Raw genomic sequence first — 26,403 nt, 5'->3', positions numbered from 1 at the left:
CGAGTTATTTATAGGTTAAGAATACTAAGAATTTGATGAGTTGTCAATAGGTTTTTTGAAATTAAAACGATTAATAGATGAATCATCATGAAATCTGAGTTAATAACATGTTTGCAAAAATAATGTGGGGGCAGTTTGTTTACTTATGATGTATTTGTTTTGTTTCGTCTTAACTGCTTTCTAAGTCATTCAACTTTAACAGTAATGGCAATAGTTTGTGGGATTTTATAGTTAAATGATATTCTGAATGAAGTGGTGGTTTATCGCCAAATAAATTTTTTGACACATATCCTTCTGACGTCAACGCTTCAAGTGATCGCATAAGCATCATATTTGTAATGCCAGGCAAATTATTTTTTAATTGATTAAAACCAATGTTGTCGTGTTTAGATATGACCCAAATAATGTTGAGTCGCCATTTACCAGATAAGGTATCCATAATTTTTGAAATGCCACATGACCAGCTATCTGTTGATTGCATTATCAAATATCTCCTAAGTATCAAAATTGTGCCTACTAGTTAATCTATATAATATTGATTATACTTATTTTACTTACTTAATAGAAGAGAGAGTGGAAATGAATTTTTTAGAAAACTTAGATGCAAGAAAATCAATTCGCCATTTTGATGTCAATCAGAAGATCAGCGATGCTGAAATTTTGGAAATATTAAATCATGCTGCGCATGCACCGTCGAGTAACAATGCACAGCCGTGGAAAATTGTCGTGATTAAAGAAAAAAATTTAATAAAAAGATTACAAGAACTTTCTTTTAATCAAGAACAGGTGGGACAGGCTTCAGCAGTATTTCTAATTCTAGGAGATCCACAAGTATATCAGATTGATACCCTAATAAGCCGAGGCGTAAAATATGGGCTAATATGAGAGTCACAAATTGCGGAAAAGACACAAAGAATTAAAACATATTTTACACTGCACCCAGAAGATAAGGAAGAGGCTGGCCTGAGATTTGATGTTGGGCTATTTAGTATGAACTTAATGCATGTGTTACGCGCTTTTGGCTATGATTCCGTTCCAATGCGAGGTGTGGATTTTTCAGGTGTTATGAAGATCCTTGCGTTACCTAGAGAATGGCGACCAATTTTGTTGTTACCAGTAGGGAAAGCAACTACTTTGGGCCATAAGCATTTACGTGAACTTGCCACGTCTTTCACCACAATCATAGAATGAATAAAAGTTAATAAATTAGCATGCGATAGGGTATAAAATTGCTTGTTAAGATATTGCCAGTGTTAATTTTAATTAACAGCTGTGCGGCATCGTAATGACCACTACGCTGAAAAGTTTCAATACTGTGTAGACCGATTAATTGACACAGGAGCCACTTCTTCTATAATTAGGGGTAGAGACTACCAATATTTTAAATAAGAAAAAAATGGACTAAGAGGAAAAAATATGAGATTTGAAAATAAAGTTGTAATTATTACTGGGGCTGGACAGGGTATAGGACTTATCTATGCAAAGTCTTTTGCAAGTGAAGGTGCGAAAATTGTCATTGCCGAGTACAGTGAAGAGACAGGCGTTGCTGCCGAGGCAGCAATCAAAGAAGCAGGCGGCGAAGCGCTATTTATCAAATGTGATGTTTCCAATGAAGAAGATGTCAATCATGTTGTTACCAAAACAATTGACAAGTATGGACGAATCGACGTTGTTATCAATAATGCGCAGGGTGGCATGGGTATCACGCGTAATGTTGAAGATACCACACCTGCTGAAATGAAAAAAATATGGGAGACAGGGCTATTTGGGACATATTTGTTTACAAAGGCCAGTTTGCCATATATGAGGGAGCAGAAGTTTGGAAGATTTATCAATATTGGTAGCAATGCTGGTGTTGCTGGGTTGGCCAAGTTCAGCGCTTATGGTTCTAACAAAGAAGCTATCCGTGGATTTACTAGAACTGTAGCAAATGAAAATGGTATATATGGTATTACTGCAAATGTAATCTTACCATTAGGATTAACTGAGAGTGCAAAAACGCTTAAGAAGAATACACCTGATATTTATGCTGATTTATTAAAAGCTGTCCCTATAGGCAGGTTTGGAGATTCTGAAAAAGATATCGCGCCAGTTGTGTTGTTCCTGGCTTCGGATGACGCTGGATTTGTCACTGGACAAACAATAGGTGTTGATGGTGGTATGACTAAATTCTAATTTGAAGTAAGTCAAATGTGTCTGAATAGTTACCACAAATTTCAAAACAATATTGCGAAGAGTTTGTTGCAGAGTGTAAGCTTGTTTTTTGAAGTGGCAACTAAAAATTTAATATATTGTGTAGTCGAATCGGCAGTATAAGTTCGGTAATTTATCGTACTTATGCTGCCGAGTTTTATTTTGTTTACAACAGTCATCAGATTTGTATGGATAATCGGAATAAATAGTCGCTTGAATTTGAGTGGCGAGGGTTGATATACAAATCTAACAACGATCCTTAAAGTAAATTGAAAATAAACTGAATAAGTCCCGTATCAAACATCACAAAAAGTCCGATTAGAATATAAATGATGCGACTTATTGGTGATCCCCATCGTTCAAAAACATGCTTGATGATTGGTATTTGGCCAAAGAGATAGGCTAATATTAATGATATGGCAGTCAGAATAATAAAGTAACCCGTTGTTAGTAGAATAGCAGTTGTCGTCATTGTGGCTAAAACAGGGACATAGACAGCAATGTTATCAGCGCCACAACTGATCAGGTACATGAGTAAAACGGCGATCATACCTTTTTTTGACGTTGACTTTGAAGGATCATCATCATCTTCACCTTTGATACCCATATAAATTGGCAGTAAACCCAGGAACCCAATTGTCCATGTGGGGATAACAGTCTGAATTAATTGGCCAGCCACCGCACTGATAGCAAAAACAAGTAGCATGCCTAATTCATACCCAATGAGGTTATCTCTAAAACGGTATTTTTGTAATAAAAATAATAAAATAACAAAGAAATCTAAATTGACGCCAATGAATAGCATTGTTACTAGTGGTAAATCTGGCATAATGTTTCTCCTGTTCATGATATACTTAAGATATATCAGTATAAACATATGTTAACATTAACATATGAAGGAGTCAACATATAATGGAAAAAAATAACGATGAACAGTATCAAAGTGAAATGGAACGCATTTTCAAATTATTGAGTAACCCAACCCGATTAAATATTTTAGTGTTACTAGAAAATGAACAACTTAGTGTCAATGATATTGTTCAACAACTTCAAATTACACAACCACAAGTGTCTCACCAATTAGCGATTTTAAAAGAACATCAGTTAGTGAGTGCAGAAAAAGTCGGTAAAAAAAGTTTATATCAATTAAACGATCCACATATTCTGAATGTCATCAACTCTACAAAACAACATGTGGCACATGTCATTATCGGAAAGAAACATGGTGAATTGTAGTAGAACGGTGATGAATTTCATCAAGTTTAAAAAATATTGGGACAACATAAAACTACCTTTGCGGTAGTTTTTTAATTTTTATCTGAATAATTAAAGTTAATAAAAAAATATAATGTAAGCGCTTGCAATATCTTTTTTATTGTTTTATACTTGCAGTGTAGAAATGGAACGTTCCAAATGTAAAAAAGGAGAAATGATGACAGAAGAAATGTGGTGGCAAAAAGCGGTTGTTTATCAAGTATATCCCAAAAGCTTTCAAGATAGTGACCATGATGGCATGGGTGATTTGCGAGGAATTATCAATCGGTTAGATTATATTAAGCAATTAGGTGTTGATGTCATTTGGTTAAATCCAATTTATAAAACGTCAAACATTGATGGTGGATATGACATTTCAGATTATCAAAAAATTAATCCTACCTTTGGTAATATGGCTGATTTTGAAGAACTTCTTGATAAAGCGCATCAAAAAGGCCTGAAAATTATGATGGATCTTGTGGTTAATCATAGTTCTTTTGAGCATGAATGGTTCCAAAAAAGTGTGCAAGATGACAGTAAAGATAACAAATACCGTGATTATTATATTTGGCGTGATCCTGTTGATGGGCATGAGCCAAACAATTGGGGCTCTTTTTTCTCAGGTCCCGCATGGACACATGACGAAAAATCCGGTCAATACTATTTGCATTTATTTGCTAAGGAACAGCCAGATTTAAATTGGGATAATCAAGCAGTGAGAAATTCTATTTTTGACATGATGAATTGGTGGGCTTCTAAAGGCATTGATGGCTTTAGAATGGATGTTATTTCTTTAATTTCAAAGCCTAAAGGTTTGCCAAACGCACCCGTTGCAGAAGGGGCGTTGTATGGCAATTCTGGGGATGAAGCTGCTAATGGACCACATGTTCATGACTATCTAACCGAAATGAACAAACAGGTCTTACAAAAACATGATTGGATTACTGTGGGAGAAACAGCGGGCGTCACAACCAGTGAGGCCGAAAAATATGCTAATCTCGACGGCACAGAACTCAATATGGTTTTCCAATTTGAACACGTTAGTTTAGATGGTAATCATAATCCGACGCTTGGTAAATGGTCTGATGAACATGTTTCATTAACGGCACTGCGCAGTAATTTGGTCAAATGGCAAAAGGCATTAGCTGGTAAAGCATGGAATAGCTTATATTGGAACAATCATGACCAACCGCGTGCCATATCGCGATTTGGAAATGATTCGCCTGAGTATCGGGTAGTTTCAGGTAAGATGCTTGCGGCATTATTGCATTTTATGCAAGGCACACCATATATTTATCAAGGTGAGGAGATTGGCATGACAAATGCAAATTTCCAGACAATGATGCAGTATAAAGACCTTGAGTCAATCAATGCTTATCATGAACTCGTTGAACAAGAGCATTTAATTCCTGCTGACGTGATGATGAATTATTTACGGGAGCGCTCAAGAGATAATTCACGTACGCCTATGCAATGGAACAACAAAGCTTATGCAGGATTTAGTGATGTCACGCCTTGGCTAGAAGTCAATGCTAATCATGAATCCATTAACGTTGAAGCAGCGTTAAAAGATAAAGCGTCATTATTTTATTTCTATCAAAAATTAATTACCTTACGTCACGAATTACCTGTTATTACTGATGGTATTTTTGATTTAGTCCCAGAAAATGACAAAGACGAAGCCGTATTTGCATATACCAGAAAAAATGACACCGAAGGCCTGTTGGTGATAGCAAATTTCACGGCCCAGTCTGTTAGTCGAGACTATAATATACCGCAAGATAGTGAACTTTTGATTCAAAATTATCCAGATGTGACAAGCACAACACTGAGACCGTATGAAGTTAGAGTATACCTATTTCCTAATTAAAACGCTGAATCCATATAAGGAAGGGAGTTAGTAAGATGGTTGACAATGCAAAAATAACGATAAGAGAAGGCCAAGGTAAAACACCTTGGAATGAACGGTTAAGCTATGGTGCCAGTGATTTTGCATGTAGTTTCACGTTTAGTTTGATCGGTACTTATCTGATGTATTTTTACACCGATGTTTTTGGTATCACAGCAGCAGCAGTTGGTACATTAATGTTGGTTGCTCGTGTGATTGATGCGTTCGATGGCCCATTTTGGGGCATTATGATCGATCATACACATACAAAGTGGGGGCGTAGTCGGCCCTACTTATTGTGGTTCAATGCGCCATTTACAATATTTACAGTGTTGTGTTTTACGACGCCAGACTTACCTATGAATTGGAAAATTGTTTGGGCATATGTCACGTATATTGGCATAGGTATTTTGTATTCGGCAGTCAATATTCCTTTGACATCAATTTTGCCAAGTATGACAACTGATCCTGATGAGCGTGTCTTACTCTCAACAATTCGTTCATTATTTTCTAATTTTGGTGGCACATTAATTTCAGTTATAGCATTACCATTGGTGGCACTATTTGGTGGGAATGATAATCCGCGGCGCGGTTTCTTCTGGTTAGCTGTTATGGCCGCGCTAGTATTTTTCGTTATTTATCTGGTTGTTTTTGCTAATTTACGTGAACATGTGCAAACGCGACAGTCCCAAAAAGCGTTACCTATTAAAACATCTCTAAAAGCACTCAAAAACAATTGGCCTTGGGTTGTTGTGGTCGGCTTGAATTTTATTTACTGGTTGGGGATGCAAACAAAAGGTCAGGTAACAATTTACTTCTTCAAATATAATTTGGACAAGCCTGGTCTTGCATCACTTGCGCTATTCTTTAATGCTGTGGGTCTGATATCTGTCTTTTTGACACCAAAGCTTGTGATGAAAATTGGTAAAAAGCGGACAATATTATCAGGCTTAGCAATGAGTATTTTTGGTCAATTAATTTTAGGTGTTGGTGCACAAATGTTGAACATTCCTTTAGTTATTATTGGCACAATTGTTGGTAACTTTGGTAACGGATTTGTTGGCGCATTAATTGCTGTTTTGCTAGCAGATTCCGTGGATTACGGTGAATGGAAAAATGGTGTTCGTGCGGAAGGTATTGTGACTTCTGCCTCTAGTTTCACCGCTAAGTTTGGTATGGGTATTGGTGGTGCCATAACTGGTATGCTGCTATCAATTGGCCATTATGCACCGAATAAAACCCAAACGGCATCAGCGTTATTTAGTATCGAAGCAAATTATGTCTGGGTGCCATTGATTGCCTTAGTTATTTCATTTATCTTAATATTATTTTATCGCTTAACGCCTGAAAAGGAAGTAGAAATGACACGTTATATTAATGCAAAGCACGCCAGGGAAGATTCAGAAGATAATGCAGCAGTTATAAATGATGTAAAGGGGTAAGAGATGAGTGATAAAAAAATAACCATTGATCCTAATGAATTTGCAATGGGATTGATCAAAGATGTCAAGCAATCTGATAGTATGACCAATCAAGCATTTATTAAAAAACAATTAACGCTTTATCTAGAGGCCTACTTCTTGATCGAAGATTTTAATCGTTTGGAAGTTGATCAAATTGGTAAGATGAAACAACAGCAAATGTTAGATTTATTTGATAAAATGTTATCAGGAAGATTTACACCATAATCATTGTAAAAAATGCCGTCAGGCATTTTTTTATTAAATCATTAATTTAGAGAAGGTCATTGAAATTGGTAAATATGAATGATGTCGCTAGCTTGGCTGGTGTTTCAAGAGGATCAGTATCTAATTACATTAACGGTCAAAAGACTAAGGCAAGTACAGAGGCTAAAATAAAATCAGCTATTGCTGCCTTGGATTATGTGCCTAACGCCATGGCAAGATCGTTAAAAACGAGCAAATCGAATTTTGTTGTATTTATTATTCCGACAGTTAATTCACCATTTTTCTCGGAATTGAGTTATCATATGCAACAGGAATTACAATATCATGACTATAAAATGATTTTATGTAATTCTAATAATCGTTCAGAAGAAGAAATTGCGTATATCCAGATGGCCAATGCACAAAAAGTAGCGGGGTTAATCACGATGTCTTATGCAAATGTTGCTAACTTAGTCGATACTAATATTCCGTTGGTTTCTATAGAAAAGCGTGTATCTCAAAATGTGCCGTTAATTATATCAGATAATTATATAGGTGGCAGACTTGCTGGAGAAAAATTGACGAAATTAGGGGCAAAGAGATTGCTATTTGTTTCTAAAAAGCCAGTGCGAAATATTTCAGCAGTGCGAGAAAAAGGTTTTTTGGATTATTGTCAAGAAAATGATATTGTTGCTGACGTTTTTTTAGCCAGAAAGAAAACAAATTTTATTAGTGATTTTAAACGATTTGTTAAGGACAATGCAGTTGATCATCAGTTTCCTTATGACGGGATATTTTCTGATTCTGATGAGTATGCAAGTGATTTCTACAATATACTCGTGCAGGCAGGCATTGAGGTGCCCAACCAAGTACAGATTATTGGATTTGATGGTTCGCGCGTGTATGCGAGACAAAGAATTACCTTATCATCAATCAAACAGTCAACTGCTCATATTGCAAAATATGCGGTTGAAAAATTATTATTACAAATTGACTCTAAAAATAAACCTACTTTTTTGGGAGAGACAACCGTCATACCAGTATCATTTGAAAAGGGCATAACAACTAAGTAGAGAAAAATGCAAAAGACTGTTAGTTGTATATAAAAATTCGTAACACCCTTAATGATGGTGGTTACGAATTTTTATATGGGCTATTATTTTAATGTGGGACCCGCGCCGTTAGATACAGCAGTTTTGGCAACGACTGGATCCTGCAAGGTGTTTTTATACTGGGGGGTCCAAGATGCAGGACTGAGTTTATTGCCTGCTGCTATACCAGTTACTTTTTGACCATTTAATAGTGTGCCACTATCAGTAAGATTGGAACCACCAAATGTTTTGGCAATGTCTTTAGTAGCAAGATTGGGTATATCAAAAATGTTATTTTGCGCGTAAATTTGAGATTGTTTACCAACGCCAAAAGCATACATGAATTTGTAAATAGATGGATTAGTTGCTGAATAGTAATTATTGTACATATGAACTTGACCAAATCTGACACGGGGTTGGCGTTGAATAAGGTTATCAAAGCGATTATGATGCATTGTCACGTGCAATTTGCCAGCATCGCTTGTTTTACTATCACTATTACCAATGTTCATGGATTTGTCATGATTTTGCAGGGTATTATATGAAAGTGTAACGTTATTAGCACCATTAACAATGTCCACTAAACCATCATGATGTTGGTACTCTCGGCCATAGTATGAACCATTTTGGTTATCGGTCTGTGAACCATCAGAAAAACGATTATGATCTAACCATACCTTTGATCCACCAGCGACAGTCAAATTATCATACTGTGAATTCCAGTTACCGCTAGCCCCATCTGTCGGATCCCACTGTGGGAAAAAATCATAAGCGTTCTCAAATATGATGTTACGGACAATGACATTTTGGCCGTTAATAATCATATTGCCACCGGTAATTTTAGCATTGCTAGTGCCAATGATCGTTGTGTTGGACGGTACCTTGTATTGAACTTGTTTAGCCTGATTCTTTTGAGCTGTGTTACGTGCCGCCTCTTGTGAGCCGGTAGGTAATTTTTTGCCATAGGTACTGGGATCATAAGCTTTTAAATAAGTAGTAAGATTATAACCAGTCCCATTAGCATAATTATTGGCAGTTAAGGTTTTGCCAGTACCATCAGTATTCATGTCTATCGTACCAGTAACATAAATAATTTTGTTCGTTTGGTTTGTTTCGTTTCCTAAAGCGCTGAGTAATTGCGTGCGGTTACTAACCTGATAAGTATGTGCACTATCGGATTTACTACCACCTGTTGTACCGGCAGCAAATCCTTGTGAAGCGTCGGCTGATTCTAGTGAAGCCCGTTGCAAACTTGCAGGAATTGTTGTTGCATTAACACAAGGTGAGAAGCTAAATGTTGCTATACTTATGCTAAGTGCAACAATAATCTGTTGCTGCTGTCTTGTTTTTGTCATGATTTTCCCCTAGTAATATTGTTTTTTTAATCACAATTTATTATTATACAAGAAACTATTCAAAAAGTAAAATATTCACAAAGATTAGCTATTGGAAATAGATTAATAATTTAAATCATTTCTAAATTGTGGATTACTGGATAAAATCAACTTACTTTTACACAGTATTGATTTATTTGACCATTCAAAGTCAAATAATGACCAGCTAGGGTATTTTGGTAGACAGAATATGCCACCATTTAGCGATTATTCAAAATATTTTTCCAAAAACACAGCGACACCATCTTGCTGGTTACTTTTAGTTGTATGATGTGCAACTTGTTTAATACTTGGAATGGCATTAGCCATAGCGACACTAACTTTTGCTAGTTTAAGCATGGAGAAGTCGTTTTCCTCATCACCAAACGCCATCAGATTGTCTGATGTTAACGAAAAATGAGCCAGTAATTTTGATAAAGCAGTGCCTTTATTAACGCCGTGAGGAACGAATTCTAATAATATGCGCCTTGAACGAACAAAAGATAGGTTTTGCGTTAGATGTGGCGTGTGTTGCAGAACAGTTTCTAAATAATCTAACTTGGATTCATCCGCACAAACAACGAATTTATTGAATGTTATGGTTTGTGGTAATTGCCTCAATGTCGATTCAAAATAGGAGATTAATTGGCCCACCAAATCAACATAATGTGATTTGCCAAAATCTTTAATTGAAAAAACGCTATCTTGCGCTACAATATCGATCGGTAAATTCAAATTAGCTATCACGTTAAATATCAGGTTAACATCCTCAAGGGTAAAATGTTTGTCTAAAATATTTTGATCAGTGAAGCTGTTCTTAATTAACCCACCATTAAATAAAATGACGTGATCATCTGGGTGATTGAGCCCTAACTGCGCAATAAAAGGCTTAACATTAGGTAATGGCCGGCCAGTAGTTAAAACGATTTTTTTACCAGCTTGATGTAATTTTTTGAGCACGTGAGTGTTTCGTTCAGATAGTGTTTTATTGGGTAAAAGTAACGTGTTATCCATATCTAAAGCAATCATTTTAATATTTTCCATGTGTGTTCTCCATTATTTAAAGTTGGGATAAAACTGTTCCTAATCGATCAAATTCAGTCGTTGTTAATTCTCGATCAATTAGGAAAGTGGGTATTTTAGTATCAATATCAGTTGATTCAGTGATGATTAAATCAAAATTATTGTCATCAATGATAGATGTTTTAGTGTTGGTTAAATGTCTTATTGTTAAATCACAAGGTGTCGCATTGTTTTTTTCAATGACCGTTTGAAATAGATTCTGGCTATATATTGGTAACGAGGTAAGCATGAGTATTTTCAGTCGTAGCACTTCTTGATGCTGTAGGTTGAAATTATAAAATATCATGGCAAGAATTGAAATTTGGTCTGGTAATAAACCAAATGGAAAAAGACGATTATATAGAGCATGGTCAGGTAAATGACTTAGTGATTTTTTGACATAGTTTTCAAAAAATGGTTCGTGGAACAAATAATCATATACCGTGATACTTTGATATCGAACTGAATACCAAAAAGGCTTTAGCTGGGTTTGAACGTCCCTTGTGAGCGCCTTTTTTTCAGAAGGGGTACTAGTCATATGAGCAGTAGCCATAAACGAGTTAACGATATGCTCACTAAGTATGAGTAGGTCTTGGAAAGAATGTGAACTAAAATGTTCATCCTGTTCTTTGGTGACACTAAGTAGTTGCAACGTTAGAAACAACTTTACTGAAGTTGGCATAGTGATAGTGAAATTTGTTGTTACAATCAGCGCAAAATCATTGATAATATGATTTTCTTGACGTTTTTTAAAGGATGCAATATCAGTATTATTAAAAAGTGGCGTGACGGCTGTCATTGGATGATGCTTATTATATAGAGAAGCTAAGACACAAAAAATAGTGAGTGTCATAGCATCGGAAGCTGATATTTGTTTTTTTAAAGAACTTTTGTACATATTTTTTAACTTATCGCTGACTAATAGAAACTTGGAATAAGAAAGTTGGTTGTCTAAGGTGTGAATGAAATGATCTAAAGCGCTAGCGTGATATTGTAATAAGATTAAATTATTGTACACGTTAACCAACAAATCAAATAAAGATTCTTTAAATTCAAACCCATTTTTTTTAGAAAATTCGGGTTTGAATTTTTTTCTTTGTTTTAGCTCGGTTATATCTCGTAAAACAGTGTTACGTGAGACATCAAACAGTGACTGGAATTCAGATAACGTCCATTTTTTTAAAGGTAATGCGATACAAATAGACATAATAAGTTGGCGATCGTAAGAATTTATATATTCGTTAGTAGCAGCAATTGATAATTTAGTTGTTAATGCCAACACTTGCTGATCAGTAATTTTTGAATGTGGCACTAAAAAAGGTTGATGTGCTGAGCGTAATTCAGAGTTAGCAGCCTGTAGCAGATAATAAATTTTACGGCTTGATAGGTTGAGATGATTTGCAATTGTTTGAACACTTGGTAGTAACTGTTGTGTAGAGATATAATTGATGAATTTTGTATAGTTCATACCAGACACTTGCATGGCGACAATCCTTTCTCTAAATGAACCTAATTTGGTTCACGTTTATTATACGACTTGTTTGATAAGCGATACAGTCTCATTAAGGCAATTTTATTGTGGGACAATGAGACTGTTTTTTTATATCATGATAACAGATAATGTAATTGTACCAAATAAATGTAAGCGCATACATTTTAAGATAATACTTTAGAAATTAGAAAGGGATTGCATCATGGCAAAAGCAACAAACATCGAAGAAGCAACACGTGAAAATTGGATTGAGAACACATTTCCGGAGTGGGGAACTTGGTTGAACGAAGAAATTGAGCAGGCCAATGTACCTGAAAAGAATTTTAAAATGTGGTGGTTAGCAAATAACGGCATTTGGTTGAAAACGCACGAAGATACAAATATTTTAGTTGATTTATGGAACGGTACAGGAAAACAAACGCATGGTACAGGGCTAATGAAAAAAGGGCATCAGATGATGCGAATGAGTGGTGTCCAAAAGATGCAACCTAATTTAAGGTTACAACCATTTGTTATTGATCCTTATGCTGTTAAAAATGTTGATGCCTTACTTGTGACGCATATTCATTCTGACCACTTAGATATTAATACAGCAGCTGCCGTATTACAAAATAGTGGTCCGGAAACAAAATTTATTGGACCACAAGCTGTGGTTGATATTTGGGAAAGTTGGGGTGTGCCAGCAGAGCGCACAGTTGTTGTGCATCCCGGTGACGAAGTCACAGTGAAGTCAGTAACAATTAAAGCATTGGAAGCGTTTGATCGCACAGCACTTTTGACAGTAGACTCAGATGTTAAAATAAAAGATTCATTACCTCAAGATATGAATGAAATTGCAGTCAATTATTTATTCAAAACGTCAGGCGGCAATTTGTATCATGCAGCTGACTCGCATATGTCGAATATGTTTGCTAAGCATGGTAATGAAAATGACGTTGATGTTGAAATAATCAATTATGGGGAAAATCCTCGTGGTATTACTGATAAAGTCACATCATTAGATGTCTTACGCTCGGCAGAAGATTTGAAGACAAAGGTTGTTATTCCAGTGCATTACGATATTTGGTCTAACTTTGATGCTGATCCCCAAGAAATTGTAAAAATTTGGGAAATGAAAAAGGATACACTGGACTATAAATTTCATCCGTTTGTTTGGAAAGTTGGTGGCAGTTATACGTTTCCACAAGATAAAGACAAAGTCCAATATCACTATGACCGAGGCTTCTCAGATGTCTTTTCAACAGACAATGACGTGCCATTTCCATCATTTCTATAAGGAGAAGAAAATGACAATGCTTAATTATTTTTATGACAATGATTTGATACGCATTTACGATGAAACGCCTAAACAATGGCAAGTAGCATTACGTGTAGCCAGTGAAAATTTGAAAGAAAAAGGCATTATAACCGATGATTATGTCAATGAAATCATCAAAAATGTCGACACAAATGGCGCCTACATTGTCATAACGCCAGGAGTTGTCATGCCACACGCATTGGCGACGGGTCCAGGCGTATTAGGAACAGGAATAGGTTTTGCTAAATTTAGTGAGCCAGTGTCATTCGAAGCGGGTAATCCGGATAAACAAGGCAAATTGTTCTTTACTTTAGCAGCTAAAGACGAGACACAGCATTTGGAAAACATTCAAAATTTGATGGCATTATTAATGACGGATGGCATGATTGAAGCCTTATCAAATATTGCCACACTATCAGATTTTGTTCAAGTGATGGCACAATTTGAAAATACCCCTGCGGAGCAATGAGGAGAAAATTATGAGTAGTATATTTGCAGGAATATTGAACATTTGGGAATTTTTTGCCAATAATATTTTGACTCAGCCAGCCTATATGATTGGATTCATTGTACTGATTGGCTATATGTTAGAAAAGAAACCGTGGTATGAAAGTCTAGCTGGTTTTTTGAAAGCAACAATTGGTTATATGATTTTGATGGTTGGTTCAGGCGGATTGGTCACGAGTTTCCGACCCATTTTAACTGGTTTGAAAGATCGTTTTCATCTAACGGCAACAGTGATTGATCCGTACTTTGGTCAAAATGCTGTGACAGATGGTCTAGAAAAAACATTTGGTCGCTCATTTGGGGATGTCATGATCCTATTGTTGATTGCCTTTGTCTTCAACATTTTGTTGGTACGTTTTTCAAAATATACGAAGTTACGTGCTGTCTTCACAACTGGAAATGTACAAGTACAACAAGCAGCAACCGCATTTTGGATTTTATTGTTTGCCATTCCGAGTTTAGGACGCGTTGAAGTGTTGCTAGTTATGGGTGTTATCCTTGGTTTGTACTGGGCTGTTGGGTCAAATATGACAATTAAACCAATACAGCAATTAACTGATGGTGGTGGTTTTGCGATTGCCCATCAACAAATGTTTGGCATAGCGCTTGTGGCTTGGATTTCTGACAAAATGAAAAAAGCATCAGATAAAAAGGATCATAAGCCATCAAAACGTTTGGAAGATGTCACCTTACCAGGATTTTTGAGAATATTTAATGAAAATATGGTCGCAACCGCTATTTTAATGTTTTTGTTTTTCGGAATTATCATGGTTGTTTTAGGACCAAGTTATTTCCATCAAGTGTTTATTACCAGTAATGGTGCCTCTGGATTAGCTAGTGGCGCAAGTTTCTTCTTCTATATTTTGACGACATCATTGGGATTTGCGGTTAATTTAGCTATTCTGCAATTAGGTGTACGAACATTCGTTGGTGAGTTGACAGAAAGTTTCACTGGTATCAGTGATACAATCTTACCCAATTCAGTTCCTGGTATTGATGTTGCAGCAACATTTGCTTTTGGTGAGCAAAATGCTGTAACGATTGGCTTTTTATTTGGTGCATTAGGACAATTCTTGGCGATTGGTGCGTTGATGGTCTTCCATTCACCGACGATTATTATTGCTGGCTTTATTCCCTTATTCTTTGATAACGCTGTCTTCGGTGTTATCGCCAATAATCGTGCAGGGGCCAAAGCTGCTATGATCTTGCCATTCTTCTCTGGCCTCATTCAAGTGTTCGGCGCTGCTTTAATCTCCACATGGATTGGCATGTCAAAATTTGGTGGTTACTTAGGCATGTTCGATTGGGATACTGTTTGGCCAGGATTTGCAGTTATTTTGAAGTATTTAGGTTACTTTGGGGTTGTTGTTATAGCCGCATTGTTACTGATTATTCCCCAACTTGAGTATCGTAAAGATCCTAAAAATTACTTTTTGATGGTTGAAGATTATGAAGCTTATAAAAAGAATAAAGGTATTGATTAAGCATACTTTTTACACAAATAGAAATGGAGAAATATAATGAATATTTTAGTATCTTGTGCTAACGGTTCTGGTACCAGTTTAATGATGATGAAGAGTGTCGAAAAATCAATGAAGAAACTAGGCATTCCAGTAACGAAGATTAACCACACGAGCATTGCTGAAGGTAAGTCCACAGCTGCCCAATATGATGCAGTTTTTACCCCTTTAAACTTTGTCGACATGTTTGCAGATGTTGCTAAAAAAGGTGTCACAGTTGTCGGTGTGAAAAACGTTATGAGTGATAAAGAAATTACACAGCGCATTATTGACGAAACCGATTTTGAAGAAAAATATAAAAAGTGAGGATAGAAAAATGACAAAACCTAATTTACAAATAGCCTTAGATCAAAATACGTTAGCGGAAGCAGTTAAAATAGCCCATTTAGCTGGCGCTATTGTTGACATTGTTGAAGTGGGAACGATTTTAGAATTACAAGCAGGGCAAGATGCAATTCGTGTGCTTCGAGCAATGTTTCCGGATAAAATCATTGCTTCTGACACAAAATGTGCCGATGCTGGCGGAACAGTCGCACAAAATTCTAAAGATGCCGGTGCTGATTTGATGACTGTGATTGACTCTGCAACGATTGCGACGATGAAGTCGGCAAAATCAGTGTTAGATGGTATTCAAGTTGAGTTATATTCGGCATGGAATTGGGATTTAGCAGAAAAGTGGCAGGCAATTGGTATTGAACAAGTTATTTATCATCAAAGTCGAGATGCACTACTTGCTGGAGAAGTATGGGGTAAAAAAGATTTAGATATTGTCAAAAAATTTATTGACATGGGATTTAAGGTTTCTGTGACAGGCGGGTTAAACTTAGACACAATCAAACTATTTAAAGACGTGCCGGTTTATACATTTATTGCTGGCCGTGCGATTACTGGTCAGACTGATCCTGCTGCAGCTGCCAAAGACTTCCAAGATGAAATTAAAAAGTACTGGTCATAATAATGGTGAAACTTGGAATCAATGAAAAATCATTGCCGGCCGCGATGTCATGGTTGGACAAATTAAATTTTGCTAAAAATCAAGGCTTTTCATTTGTAGAGATGTCTATTGATGAAACTGATGCACGTATTGCGCGCCTGAATTGGGACAAAGAGCAGCGATTTGATTTAGTTAAAGATATTTATCAATCTGGTGTCCCCATTGATACGATGATGTTGTCGGCACTCAGAAAATTGCCACTTGGTTCAGAAAACAAGAATATCTATGCCCAATCGTTTGATATGTGTCAAAAAGCCATTATCTTAGCCAAAGATCTCGGTATACGCAATATTCAAATTGCTGGTTATGATGAGTATTACGGTTCAAAAACACCATTGACGCATGAAAACTTTATTGAAAATTTGCAACGTGTCGTGAATTTTGCAGCCGAACATCAAGTCATGATTTCTATTGAAACAATGGATGATTGCTTCATCAATTCAATTGCTAAAATAAAGAATGTCAAAAAATCTATTGTATCACCTTGGTTACAAGCTTACCCTGATCTAGGAAATATTTCAGCTTGGCCAGATAATAAACCAATAGAAGATTTGACGCAAGGTTTAGATAGCATTATTGCCATTCATGTAAAAGATGTGTTATCTGTGACTGAACAAACATCTGGAAAATTTAAAGATGTCCCATTTGGTGAAGGGGATGTTAACTTTCTAGGCTTGTTTAAGGCATTAAAGCGGGTTGGGTACCAAGGCACGTTCACCATTGAGATGTGGTCAGAAAACGATGAGGATGTTGCTAGCAAGGTTATTTTTGCCCATGATTTCATTGTTGATTTATTAACGCAAGCTGGTTTATTAGTGGAAGGATAATGATATGTTAGAAAAGCTAAAACAAGAAGTGTACAATGCCAATATGTCATTGCCTAAGTTAGGGCTCGTCACGTTTACATGGGGAAACGTATCAGGTATTGATCGTGAAAAAGGGTTATTTGTTATTAAACCATCTGGTGTTGCATATGAGCAACTAAAACCTGATGATATGGTTGTGGTTAATTTAGATGGCGACGTTGTTGAAGGTGACTTAAACCCATCAAGCGATACACCAACGCATGCTTATCTGTATCGCCATTTTAAAAATATTGGTGGCATTACGCACACACATTCGCCTTGGGGCGTATCCTTTGCAGCAGCAAAAATGGACATTCCAGCGGTGAGTACAACACATGCAGATACTTTTTATGGTGATATTCCATGTGTACCGGCACTCAATGAAGCGCAAATTCGATCAGCCTACGAGTTGAACACAGGGGCAGTCATTGTATCAGAATTTGAACGCCGAGGGATAGACCCTGATGCAACACCAGCGGCATTGGTTAGCCAACATGGCCCATTTTCCTGGGGACCAACACCTGAAAAATCAGTTTATAACGCTAAAGTATTAGAGGTATCAGCTGAAATTAGTTATCATGCACTGCAATCAACACGATCAGATATCCACGTACCACAGTACCTATTAGATAAACATTATTATCGTAAACATGGGGCTAATGCTTATTATGGACAAGGATCGGCACAATCAGTGACGCATATATCGCACGTATAAGGTTATGACATGCAATCTTTAGTGCATAGTTGATAGTTACCATCATAAAAAAATAGACTAAAATACCGGACAGATTTCTCTTGTCCGGTATTTTAGTCTACAGGTTTATGTTGACTAGTTACTTCTTCACTTTTGCATTAACCCGCTGTGCCTGTTTAAAGTATTTTGTCATCACCGAACTAACGGTTCCCCAATAGAAACATAGTAAGGAACCAACAATTATGAAGACAAAGTCAAGCGGATAATGAATCCAATTTTGACCATTAAATTCTTTTGATCCGATGTAAGACATGATAGAAATGAAAATTAAGTAACCGATCATCCAGAAACTGCCTTTAAATGCACGGCCAGTTTTGTTAAAGCCACTACGCCATTCATAATAAAAATAAAATGGGAGACCTAATAGAATCACTAAAATGACTTCAACGGTTGTCGGCCACATGGCCCAATAAGTAGCCAGAGATGCGAGAACGAAAGATAAAGGTGCCATATATTTTAACATTTTACCACGGAAGGGTCGTGTGAATTCAGGTGCCATTTCACGTAATGAGACTGCCGTTACCGGCCCAGTGAGGTAAGCAATTAGGGTTGATGTTGAAATCACACTGGCAAGGGTTCCCCATGATCTGAAAATTGATACCATCAGCATACTCAGAATTGCGTTGACAATCATAGCAATACGTGGGGTACCATAGTGTTGGTTTATTTTACCTACGAATTTGGGGATATGATTGTTTGACACCATTGCTGCCAAAGTTCGACTTGAAGATGCCACGAACGATACACCGGTCCCAAAAGGTGACACAAAGGCGTCCATGTATAGTAGCACTGAAAGCCAATGGATGCCTAACAAAATCGCCAAATCAGCGAAAGGCGATGCAAAGTTAATGCCATGCCAACCGTTTTTAGCAATCATAGCTGGGTTAAGTGATGTAATGAAGGTACTTTGCAGTAAAATGTATAAAATACCACTAATAATAAGGGAATAGGCAATGCCACGCCCAATATTACGTTTGGGATTTTCAATTTCACTACCCATATTAATCACTGTTTGAAAAGCGTTAAATGAGAAGATAATACCTGATACTGTCGTTGCAGCAAATATAGGTGCCGTGCCATAAGGCATAAATTCGTGCAGGCTAGTGCCATAATTTTCTGGGTGAAATCCCGATAACGTGAGCATGATGATTGTCAGAATAGGCACACCAATTTTGAAAATGGAAATCACACTTGTGAAGTTAGTTAATAGTGCGACAGACCAATAATTGAGTAATGTGAAAATGACAATAAAAGCAAACACAACGAGTAAACCAGTTGTTGTAATCGAACCGTTTGAGATAAAATTCTGTGTCCAATTGGCCCATGACCAAGGCCATGAGCTCATGTATTGTACAGCTGCAACCGATTCGATAGGGATTAAGGTAATTAATGATATCCAGTTGGCCCAAGCAGCAATAAAGCCAAGCAATGCCCCGTGGGTATATTGTGCATACTTGCTCATGCCACCCGATTGTGGGAACATGGCACCTAATTCGACGTAGTTGTAAGCGATCGTACCGATAATGATTCCACCAATTACCCAAGAAATAATTGATGCTGGGCCGGCAATTTTTGAAGCTTCCCAAGCGCCAAATAGCCAACCTGATCCGATAAGTGATCCTAATCCCAGCATGATTAATTGGAATAATCCGATCTTTTTTCTATGATGTGTGTCCATGTGTCCTCCGTGACATTATTCTTAAAATGATACCACTTTCCGTGATAAGAATAAAATTAATATTGCCAAATGACGTAATTTAGAGAAGACATTTAAGAATTGATTAAAATAAGGCTTTTTAAGTTAATTATTTGATCATTCAGTGCGTTATAGTGATGTCTGCCTGAATGTATTGTAACCATTTAGCGTCAAAAAGTGACCATTCATGTTGTTTTTATGGGCATTCAGAATAGATTTGTGTATATTGAATAGTGAGTAATTTGTCATAACAATTACCGAGTTAAAGGAGTCAAAGTTAATGAAAAAGATACTACTTTTTTTACAATTAATGATAATTATGGGTTCATTTTTATTAATGGTATTAATCGGGCTGAGCGATCAGCAGAAGTTCGATATGCTGTCGCATCAATTGATGCTTGCGATGCGCAATGTTTTGCTGGCGTTAGAATTTTGGTTGTTACTGATATCTGCATATTTGTCTGATAAAATGCAAAATACTCTGTCACAGTATTTTAGGGGAAAATCTTTGCGGGATGTATTTTTATTTACAGGTATCATTGGTGTTTTGTTATTTAAAAGAAAAAAGTAACTCAAGTCCTTGCACTACTGATATCAATGAAAGATAAGAGAAACTATCATATGAAAATTAAACATCAAAATTAAAAACGACCAATCAAGATGATTATTACATCAGATATGGTTATGAAATTCAGTTTAAAATTGAGTATCGTTTTTTACGCCTGTTATCTCATAGCATCGTTAATGGGGTGGGTCACAAACGATGACACATTGACAATAGCGATACTGTTATGTTTTTCTACTTCGTTTTTAACTTTACGGTAGGTGTTAAATAAAGCATAAGGCGGAGATTTTATATTATTAAGTATCACTTTGTAGCATTCATATCACCAATTAAAAAAATAGTAACAAATACAATGATAAATGTTCTAATATTGGGCGATACTGGTCTTATGCCAAATGTTAAGCTAGTTGACCAAAACTATATTACTGCATTAATTTTGTACTGCTTATTCATTAGTATCCAATCATAAATTTTAGTGTTTATAAACAAAAATGGTTAGTTTTTATCCCAGTAATTGGTGTTAAATATAACAAAATCAATTGTAGTATGAATACATTGCTGATGCTTGTAAATGCGGTTTTGGTTGGGATAACAATGTTAATCGTAAAAAGAGACCGACATACATAGTTAGTGTTGTTCAGATTACCTCAGATTGTGCTTGAGAAATAAAGGCGTTCTGAATTTTAGTATGGGATCACATATTGCTTAATATATCGCTTTCATGATTTCATATTTAGGAGGTTAGAATGACTATGAAAAAAAACATAACTTTAGTATTAGTTCTTTACATAGTAATTTTAGGAACGATAATCAATAATATATTTTCGGAAATGAGTCTAACTGCTTACTTTTTTTATGCTATTTTAGCAATAGGATCTGCAACAATGTTAGCAGTATATTTAGAGAAAAAGAAATAGTTTTATTGTAATTTAATGGAGAGTATAAAATAAAAAGAGGTAAAGTATTATGCAGAGTAATATCATGAACGACGGGTTCAAATATTTAACAGAAATCGAATTGGATGAAGTGACAGGTGTGAAAAACACATGGCAAGGTAATGTTATAGGATCAGTAGGTCTAGTTAGAGCTGTTATTGATGTTCATTTCGGGGAGACTGTATAATTTAATATGATGATATTAGTAATTCAGGCATGCATAGGTGTTCTGACTATGGCATCGTTTATAGATGTTGTCCTACATGGATTAAAGTCGAATCAAACAAAGTTTAAATCATCAGATATATCTTATCTTCTAGTTTTTTTAGGATTAGGATTAACGTTGAATCAGCTATCTTACGTTAACGTATTGCTTACGACCCTTGCGGCAGTTAGTCTGTGGATTAATAACAGGAAGTCAAATTAACATAATCGCTCAGATACCAAGTAAAAAAAACTAGGTTACGAATTTTTTATTCAAATGTTCGGTTTAATTTTACAATCTACCGTTTAAGTAAAATAGGAAAAACTTTGAATTATCAAGACTATAAAAAATTATCTAATAGTGAAGTTCCTTGTGATTTGGTACCAATCGTTATTACCAGAGCTGTAGGCCTGTATCTTTTGAAAGATGGATGGACACATACAGATCAAATTGTTAAGGGAATTAAAAAAGTAGAGGAAATCCATATGGAGAAGAAAGTCACCCGTTTCTTTGCCAATGTACATCCGATTTATGTTGTAATAGTTATTTTAATTGGAATCAGCATTGGAGATTTTTTAAATAGTTTAATTATCAAAATTATTGACAGTTTTATCATAAATATAATTGTTGGTGGCTTGTCAATATATTTCACCTTGATTATAGCCAGTTACATATTCTATTTAAAAATGAAGCAGTGAGAATAATGAAACTTTAGCACATGATATGATCATTTTTGTACTAATAATAGGAAAAACCTCATTTTTTTACACAATTAACACCAATGGTGATGCGCTCATTCTTAAAGAATCTGGCTATGTCGGTGGCACCTTTGCGTTGGGGTATACTGTAGAAAAAGGATTAAGACGCTAATTTATTCGTAAGAAGGATAGTAACTTTTAATAAGGAGGTGTCTATGATTATAACAGGGGAAAAAGTCATGAGAGTTAGCGGTACATTGATAGTAATATCAATGACTATTATCACGCTACTCATGTATATTGGATTTTTACAAAAAATTGATAATTATTTATTGCTGTATATAGTAACATTAGTTGGTTGTGGTGAATCGCTTCTTAAGTAAGTTAGTCACTAAACTTTTTTCAAATAACGGTATGTTTCTCATTCAATAGTTTGGACCGTTGTTTTGTCTGGGGGCAGTTCGGTTAAGCATCATTAACAATTATCGTTTGAGTTGATATACACAGCATAAAACCGTTGACAGCGCTATTAGTAGCGTTTTCAACGGTTTTTAGTTATAAAATATTTATCAATGATTTCATTTTTCGGCGCGAGATCAAGCAGTTTGATTGGTTTTTAAAAATAATGACATTGTTAACCTTATCGACCTGTTCAATATGATTAACATTAACAAGATAAGCACGATGGCTGCGGAATAAACGGCTATCCGTTGCCTCAATGTCTTGTAATTGGCCAGTAAATTCAATACGCTTATTAACGCCAACGAGTATGATTTGTCGTGTGCCGGGTTGTGTTTCAAAATACAGAATATCATTAAAGGGTATTTGAAAGTTGGCTTTTGGTGTGTTGAATTGGAATAAGTCAATGGGCGTGTTTATGTTGAATTGTTCAACGATATGCTGCAAATTATTTTTAAGTTGTTGTTTAAAATCATTGGCATCTTGATCTTTTGCAATGAAATCTAGTGCAGATACTTGATATTTAAAAGTGAGTAATAAAAATTCGGAGTGTGTCGTCACAAAAATAATGGTGGCATACGGATCATGCTTTCTGATTTGTTTGGCAACCTCGAACCCTTTTTTATCGGAACCTTTGATTTCAACATCAAGAAAATAGACGTGATGCGTGCCACGACTAGTCAAATTAGCGAGTAATTGTTCTGGCCTGGAATACGTATTGATTTGCTGATAAGACCAATTATTTTCCTGCATAATGTCATCTAAATAACGTCTTAATTTTTGTTGTTGTATAATGTCATCTTCTAAAATATTGATATTCATAAGCATTATCCTTGTGTAACCAACGTTTGGCTGAATTTATGATTGGCATGCGCTGTTTCTAAGTGTGCTTGTTCATAATCGATTAAAATTTGTTGCACGTTGTGTAACCCTGTGCCATGATTGTTTCCTTTTGTTGTGACACCATGTTTAAAAAGCTGATGAATTGGGCTCTTTTCCTCGGTGGTGGCATTTTCAATGATGAAGCGATTTTCTTGATGTATAGGATCAGTAATGACGGCAATACGAATAAACGCGTTGGCATTTTTTTCGCTTGCTTCGATAGCATTATCAAGTAAAATGCCAAGAATTCGAATGTAATCAAGCGTATCCATGTGACAGCTTGTCCACTGTTGTTCAAGTTCAATTTCGGTACGAATGCCTTTTTCCAAAGCATAGATGATTTTATGAGATAAAACGCTCTTAATAGCGGGGATCTCAACCTTTCTGAGTGTACTTAAAGAATAGTCATTATGTTGTAATTTAATTTTGGCATTTTTTAGAACATCATTGTAAATGTGACGAACATGCGCCATATTATTTGTTTGAATGCTTTCATCTAAACTAATCATGAGGTTGGCGTAATCATGTCGAAAAGCATTGAGACTGTGATAAAGATTTTCAATTTGCTGTGTATAATGAGTTAAATTGTCTAGTTGGTGTTGCTTTTGATCAATGATTTGCTGATTAAGGTGGCTGCGTGTGATGTAGTGCAAATAGACCAGAACAATGGCTAAACCATAGGCAAAAAAGAGATTAACAGTGTGCTTGTAACTGTCCATATTAAAAATATACGTAGCCGTATAAAATATTAAACTTAAAAATAAAAGTAGATTCATTAATTTAAATACAAAATTTTGTTGTAATCGTCGGTTTTTTTTAAAATAAGCAGACTAGGTGTGATATATTTTATGATAAAATATTGGATAATAATTAGAAAAATAGGGGTCACAGTTGCGTCAAAAATAGAGGGCGTATCCTGTACAAACACATTAGGAAAGAGTAGCTTTTCTAGCGACTGTGTTATTGCACCGAAAACGGTTATGGATATAATAGTGTACAGTGCATAAAAGAAAAGTAAATTGATATTTTGAGAGGATTTTAAAATAAACCTAGCTATCAGAACCAAAAGTATCACATGAAAAATACGGCCAGATGCGCCAATGGTTATTGTTGTTAATGTTCCCAAAAGCAAAAAAATTAAATAATGAGTGAATGAAAATTTTAATTTTAAAAGAGAAATAAATACAGTGTATTCAACTACTGATACGAAAAAAATAGCTAGTATAATATTAAAAATTGACAGTAAGTGCACAATACTTCCCCGTTTCCTTCTGTTTAATATTGTACAGTAAAAGATAAACGCTTACTATATTTTAAGGAAAATGTTATATTCTACCATTTAGTGTCAAATACTAACCAGTCATGTTGCATACCTTTGATTTATGAATCATATTATTGATAATAGTAATATAAAATTAAGTTAGAAAAGAGAATGTTATGTCAGAAATAAAAGATGTTAAAGTGTTGAGCCAAGAACAATTAAGTCAAGTTACAGGCGGGGATGCAGTAAAAAGCCTGACACGAATATTTCATCAGAAATATTTATGGCGATGAAAATTTTTAATTGTTAAAAAATTTATGGTTTGATTTTTATCTCATCAAACATAAAATTAATTCCAAGTCAACTGTGTCCAATTGATATAAGTTTATACAAAATATCTTTTGTTTAAGTATTTGCGCATGCCTTATTATCTTGTTTAAGTTTACTAATAATCACATAATTGTGCATTCGACCCTTGAAGTTAGAACAAGTCTAGCTTCAAGGGTTTTACTATGGGCTCTAATTATTAAATCTGACCACAAAAACAGTTTAAAACACGATCGTAATAAACTATTTTCAAGATATGTTACAAAGTGGCATTTATTTATTATTAACAATAAATGGGTAAGATAAAATTGGCTGAAAAGAGGTCAGTATTAAAGTGACCTCTTTTCAGCCAATTAGCCGTTTCAAATTCCTGTAAAGCTAATTATAATGTATTGATGGACACGATCGGAAAAAAGTCATGATTTGGGGATTAGTTGCATTTACTGTTGCCACCTTTCTTTGTGCATATGCGGTAAATTTTCAATTAATGCTCTTATTCAGATTTTTAGCGGGGGTCAGTGCATCATTTGTCACACCCCAAATATGGTCCTCAATACCAGTAGTGATTCAAAAAAAAGACATTGTAAAGGTGATGGGGTATGCAACAGCTGGCTTATCAGTTTCTCAACTTGTAGGAATTCCTATTGGTAGTTACTTAGCTGTTTTTAGCTGGCATGCACCGTTTTTAATAATTTCGTTTGCCTCATTAGTTTTATTGTTGCTAATTTTCTTTGTTCTACCTACCTTGGAAATTGAAAAGAGAGAACATTTTTCATTTATCAAAACATATAAAAATGTTTTGATGAACCATAAATCAGTTAGTTACTTAATAGCGTATTTTGTATTTCAAACGGGATCTTTTACTTCTATGACGTTTATTTCGACATGGTTCACAAGTAGTTTTGGATTGACATTATCGGAGGTTGGTACAGCTATGATTGCCATTGGCGCTGGTAACCTCATTGGATCATTATTGGGGAGTCACTTGGTCAACCGTATAGGTCTTGAAAAAGCATTCTTCTTTGAATTAATAATTTTGATTATTTTATACTTAACAATGCCATTTACAAGAACCTTTTGGCAAGCCGAAATATTACTTACAGTTGTGTTCTTATTCAATGGATTAATTTTTCCTCTATTTATGGCTACATTACAAAGTACTACCGAAAATGCGCGAAGTACTATTTCGTCACTTTCTAATGCAGCTATGTACTTTGGTGAAACAGTTGCTGGTATTCTTGGTGGTGTTTTGTTTCACGTGTTTTATGGATTCTTTGGTATAGCACTATTTGCGGCAATAATGGTTCTATTCTCTTTGATTTTGTATATAAAAAGTGGTATTTTTACAAAGAAATCTGTAGGTTAGGAGTGATAATTTGAATAATTACTTACAAAGAATTGATAGTATTTTATTTAAGAATACGGGATCAACAACAGA

Annotated in this window: 28 protein-coding genes and 1 pseudogene; 21 read left to right on the top strand and 8 right to left on the bottom strand. The window is 35.5% G+C overall.

Annotation, left to right across the window (positions count from 1 at the left end; all coding sequences use genetic code 11):
* Nucleotides 1-169 precede the first annotated feature (169 nt).
* Nucleotides 170-481: a winged helix-turn-helix transcriptional regulator gene (locus AB3K24_RS09350; protein WP_367975314.1), complete on the bottom strand. Its 312-nt coding sequence runs from the start codon at nucleotides 479-481 to the stop codon at nucleotides 170-172.
* A 98-nt stretch (nucleotides 482-579) separates the two neighbouring features.
* Here AB3K24_RS09350 and AB3K24_RS09345 point away from each other — a divergent pair.
* Nucleotides 580-1,191 (top strand): annotated as a pseudogene (locus tag AB3K24_RS09345) (nitroreductase family protein).
* Between the two features lie 225 nt (nucleotides 1,192-1,416).
* Entirely contained in the window at nucleotides 1,417-2,175 is a 759-nt protein-coding gene (locus tag AB3K24_RS09340) for an SDR family NAD(P)-dependent oxidoreductase (RefSeq protein WP_367975312.1), read from the top strand.
* A gap of 277 nt (nucleotides 2,176-2,452) precedes the next feature.
* Here the strand turns inward: AB3K24_RS09340 and AB3K24_RS09335 are convergent, their stop codons facing one another.
* On the bottom strand, nucleotides 2,453-3,022 hold the full coding sequence (locus tag AB3K24_RS09335) for a cadmium resistance transporter (RefSeq protein WP_367975310.1): 570 nt from the start codon (nucleotides 3,020-3,022) through the stop codon (nucleotides 2,453-2,455).
* An 83-nt stretch (nucleotides 3,023-3,105) separates the two neighbouring features.
* Between AB3K24_RS09335 and AB3K24_RS09330 the strand changes: the two genes are divergently transcribed.
* The 5 genes from AB3K24_RS09330 (at nucleotide 3,106) to AB3K24_RS09310 (ending at nucleotide 8,075) form a co-directional block, all read left to right on the top strand.
* Nucleotides 3,106-3,429 carry an ArsR/SmtB family transcription factor gene (locus tag AB3K24_RS09330; protein WP_367975309.1) on the top strand — a complete coding sequence of 108 codons (324 nt, stop codon included), beginning with the start codon at nucleotides 3,106-3,108 and terminating at the stop codon, nucleotides 3,427-3,429.
* A gap of 196 nt (nucleotides 3,430-3,625) precedes the next feature.
* Nucleotides 3,626-5,317, top strand: a complete 1,692-nt coding sequence (locus AB3K24_RS09325; protein ID WP_367975308.1) for a glycoside hydrolase family 13 protein — start codon at nucleotides 3,626-3,628, stop codon at nucleotides 5,315-5,317.
* 35 nt (nucleotides 5,318-5,352) lie between these two features.
* On the top strand, nucleotides 5,353-6,777 hold the full coding sequence (locus AB3K24_RS09320) for a glycoside-pentoside-hexuronide (GPH):cation symporter (RefSeq protein WP_367975307.1): 1,425 nt from the start codon (nucleotides 5,353-5,355) through the stop codon (nucleotides 6,775-6,777).
* Nucleotides 6,778-6,780: 3 nt separating this feature from the next.
* On the top strand, nucleotides 6,781-7,023 hold the full coding sequence (locus AB3K24_RS09315; protein ID WP_367975305.1) for a hypothetical protein: 243 nt from the start codon (nucleotides 6,781-6,783) through the stop codon (nucleotides 7,021-7,023).
* Between the two features lie 74 nt (nucleotides 7,024-7,097).
* Nucleotides 7,098-8,075, top strand: coding sequence for a LacI family DNA-binding transcriptional regulator (locus AB3K24_RS09310; RefSeq protein ID WP_367975622.1), 978 nt, complete (start codon nucleotides 7,098-7,100; stop codon nucleotides 8,073-8,075).
* 83 nt (nucleotides 8,076-8,158) lie between these two features.
* Here the strand turns inward: AB3K24_RS09310 and AB3K24_RS09305 are convergent, their stop codons facing one another.
* The 3 genes from AB3K24_RS09305 to AB3K24_RS09295 form a co-directional block, all read right to left on the bottom strand.
* Nucleotides 8,159-9,448, bottom strand: a complete 1,290-nt coding sequence (locus AB3K24_RS09305; protein ID WP_367975304.1) for a pectate lyase family protein — start codon at nucleotides 9,446-9,448, stop codon at nucleotides 8,159-8,161.
* A gap of 246 nt (nucleotides 9,449-9,694) precedes the next feature.
* Entirely contained in the window at nucleotides 9,695-10,510 is an 816-nt protein-coding gene (locus AB3K24_RS09300) for a Cof-type HAD-IIB family hydrolase (RefSeq protein ID WP_367975302.1), read from the bottom strand.
* Between the two features lie 16 nt (nucleotides 10,511-10,526).
* A complete protein-coding gene (locus AB3K24_RS09295; RefSeq protein WP_367975300.1) occupies nucleotides 10,527-12,011 on the bottom strand; it encodes a BglG family transcription antiterminator in 1,485 nt (494 codons plus the stop codon).
* A 211-nt stretch (nucleotides 12,012-12,222) separates the two neighbouring features.
* Between AB3K24_RS09295 and ulaG the strand changes: the two genes are divergently transcribed.
* Genes ulaG through AB3K24_RS09260 form a run of 7 tightly spaced genes read left to right on the top strand, consistent with a single transcriptional unit; the run spans nucleotide 12,223 to nucleotide 17,898 of the window.
* Nucleotides 12,223-13,296, top strand: a complete 1,074-nt coding sequence (ulaG, locus tag AB3K24_RS09290) for an L-ascorbate 6-phosphate lactonase (RefSeq protein WP_367975298.1) — start codon at nucleotides 12,223-12,225, stop codon at nucleotides 13,294-13,296.
* Nucleotides 13,297-13,306: 10 nt separating this feature from the next.
* The gene (locus AB3K24_RS09285) at nucleotides 13,307-13,786 is read left to right on the top strand and encodes a PTS sugar transporter subunit IIA (protein ID WP_367975296.1); all 480 of its coding nucleotides are present in this window, start codon (nucleotides 13,307-13,309) and stop codon (nucleotides 13,784-13,786) included.
* 10 nt (nucleotides 13,787-13,796) lie between these two features.
* Nucleotides 13,797-15,308 carry a PTS ascorbate transporter subunit IIC gene (locus AB3K24_RS09280; protein WP_367975294.1) on the top strand — a complete coding sequence of 504 codons (1,512 nt, stop codon included), beginning with the start codon at nucleotides 13,797-13,799 and terminating at the stop codon, nucleotides 15,306-15,308.
* A gap of 36 nt (nucleotides 15,309-15,344) precedes the next feature.
* Complete coding sequence (locus AB3K24_RS09275; protein ID WP_367975292.1) at nucleotides 15,345-15,650, top strand: PTS sugar transporter subunit IIB; 306 nt, start codon at nucleotides 15,345-15,347, stop codon at nucleotides 15,648-15,650.
* Between the two features lie 10 nt (nucleotides 15,651-15,660).
* On the top strand, nucleotides 15,661-16,299 hold the full coding sequence (locus AB3K24_RS09270; protein ID WP_367975291.1) for a 3-keto-L-gulonate-6-phosphate decarboxylase UlaD: 639 nt from the start codon (nucleotides 15,661-15,663) through the stop codon (nucleotides 16,297-16,299).
* A gap of 2 nt (nucleotides 16,300-16,301) precedes the next feature.
* The gene (locus AB3K24_RS09265) at nucleotides 16,302-17,165 is read left to right on the top strand and encodes an L-ribulose-5-phosphate 3-epimerase (RefSeq protein WP_367975290.1); all 864 of its coding nucleotides are present in this window, start codon (nucleotides 16,302-16,304) and stop codon (nucleotides 17,163-17,165) included.
* 4 nt (nucleotides 17,166-17,169) lie between these two features.
* The gene (locus tag AB3K24_RS09260; RefSeq protein WP_367975289.1) at nucleotides 17,170-17,898 is read left to right on the top strand and encodes an L-ribulose-5-phosphate 4-epimerase; all 729 of its coding nucleotides are present in this window, start codon (nucleotides 17,170-17,172) and stop codon (nucleotides 17,896-17,898) included.
* A gap of 118 nt (nucleotides 17,899-18,016) precedes the next feature.
* Here AB3K24_RS09260 and AB3K24_RS09255 read toward each other — a convergent pair whose 3' ends face one another.
* The gene (locus AB3K24_RS09255; RefSeq protein WP_367975287.1) at nucleotides 18,017-19,615 is read right to left on the bottom strand and encodes an APC family permease; all 1,599 of its coding nucleotides are present in this window, start codon (nucleotides 19,613-19,615) and stop codon (nucleotides 18,017-18,019) included.
* 298 nt (nucleotides 19,616-19,913) lie between these two features.
* Between AB3K24_RS09255 and AB3K24_RS09250 the strand changes: the two genes are divergently transcribed.
* From AB3K24_RS09250 to AB3K24_RS09230, 5 genes are all read left to right on the top strand, one after another.
* Entirely contained in the window at nucleotides 19,914-20,204 is a 291-nt protein-coding gene (locus tag AB3K24_RS09250) for a hypothetical protein (RefSeq protein ID WP_367975285.1), read from the top strand.
* Between the two features lie 740 nt (nucleotides 20,205-20,944).
* Entirely contained in the window at nucleotides 20,945-21,115 is a 171-nt protein-coding gene (locus tag AB3K24_RS09245; protein ID WP_367975284.1) for a hypothetical protein, read from the top strand.
* Nucleotides 21,116-21,164: 49 nt separating this feature from the next.
* Nucleotides 21,165-21,320 (top strand): hypothetical protein, encoded by a 156-nt coding sequence (locus AB3K24_RS09240; protein WP_367975282.1) that lies wholly within the window; start codon nucleotides 21,165-21,167, stop codon nucleotides 21,318-21,320.
* Nucleotides 21,321-21,664: 344 nt separating this feature from the next.
* Nucleotides 21,665-22,036, top strand: a complete 372-nt coding sequence (locus tag AB3K24_RS09235) for a hypothetical protein (RefSeq protein ID WP_367975280.1) — start codon at nucleotides 21,665-21,667, stop codon at nucleotides 22,034-22,036.
* Nucleotides 22,037-22,251: 215 nt separating this feature from the next.
* Nucleotides 22,252-22,419, top strand: a complete 168-nt coding sequence (locus AB3K24_RS09230; RefSeq protein ID WP_367975278.1) for a hypothetical protein — start codon at nucleotides 22,252-22,254, stop codon at nucleotides 22,417-22,419.
* A 172-nt stretch (nucleotides 22,420-22,591) separates the two neighbouring features.
* Here AB3K24_RS09230 and AB3K24_RS09225 read toward each other — a convergent pair whose 3' ends face one another.
* Nucleotides 22,592-23,317: a response regulator transcription factor gene (locus AB3K24_RS09225; protein ID WP_367975276.1), complete on the bottom strand. Its 726-nt coding sequence runs from the start codon at nucleotides 23,315-23,317 to the stop codon at nucleotides 22,592-22,594.
* Between the two features lie 5 nt (nucleotides 23,318-23,322).
* Nucleotides 23,323-24,096 (bottom strand): sensor histidine kinase, encoded by a 774-nt coding sequence (locus AB3K24_RS09220; protein ID WP_367975275.1) that lies wholly within the window; start codon nucleotides 24,094-24,096, stop codon nucleotides 23,323-23,325.
* A 718-nt stretch (nucleotides 24,097-24,814) separates the two neighbouring features.
* Between AB3K24_RS09220 and AB3K24_RS09215 the strand changes: the two genes are divergently transcribed.
* Nucleotides 24,815-24,931: a bacteriocin gene (locus AB3K24_RS09215; RefSeq protein WP_367975274.1), complete on the top strand. Its 117-nt coding sequence runs from the start codon at nucleotides 24,815-24,817 to the stop codon at nucleotides 24,929-24,931.
* Nucleotides 24,932-25,356: 425 nt separating this feature from the next.
* Complete coding sequence (locus AB3K24_RS09210; RefSeq protein ID WP_367975620.1) at nucleotides 25,357-26,331, top strand: MFS transporter; 975 nt, start codon at nucleotides 25,357-25,359, stop codon at nucleotides 26,329-26,331.
* The last annotated feature ends 72 nt before the right edge of the window (nucleotides 26,332-26,403 follow it).

It is taken from the genome of Leuconostoc aquikimchii (genome assembly GCF_040838325.1).
Lineage (GTDB): Bacteria > Bacillota > Bacilli > Lactobacillales > Lactobacillaceae > Leuconostoc > Leuconostoc aquikimchii.
Note: the sequence above shows the minus strand (reverse complement) of the source record. Positions and strands in the feature narration are given on the sequence as shown.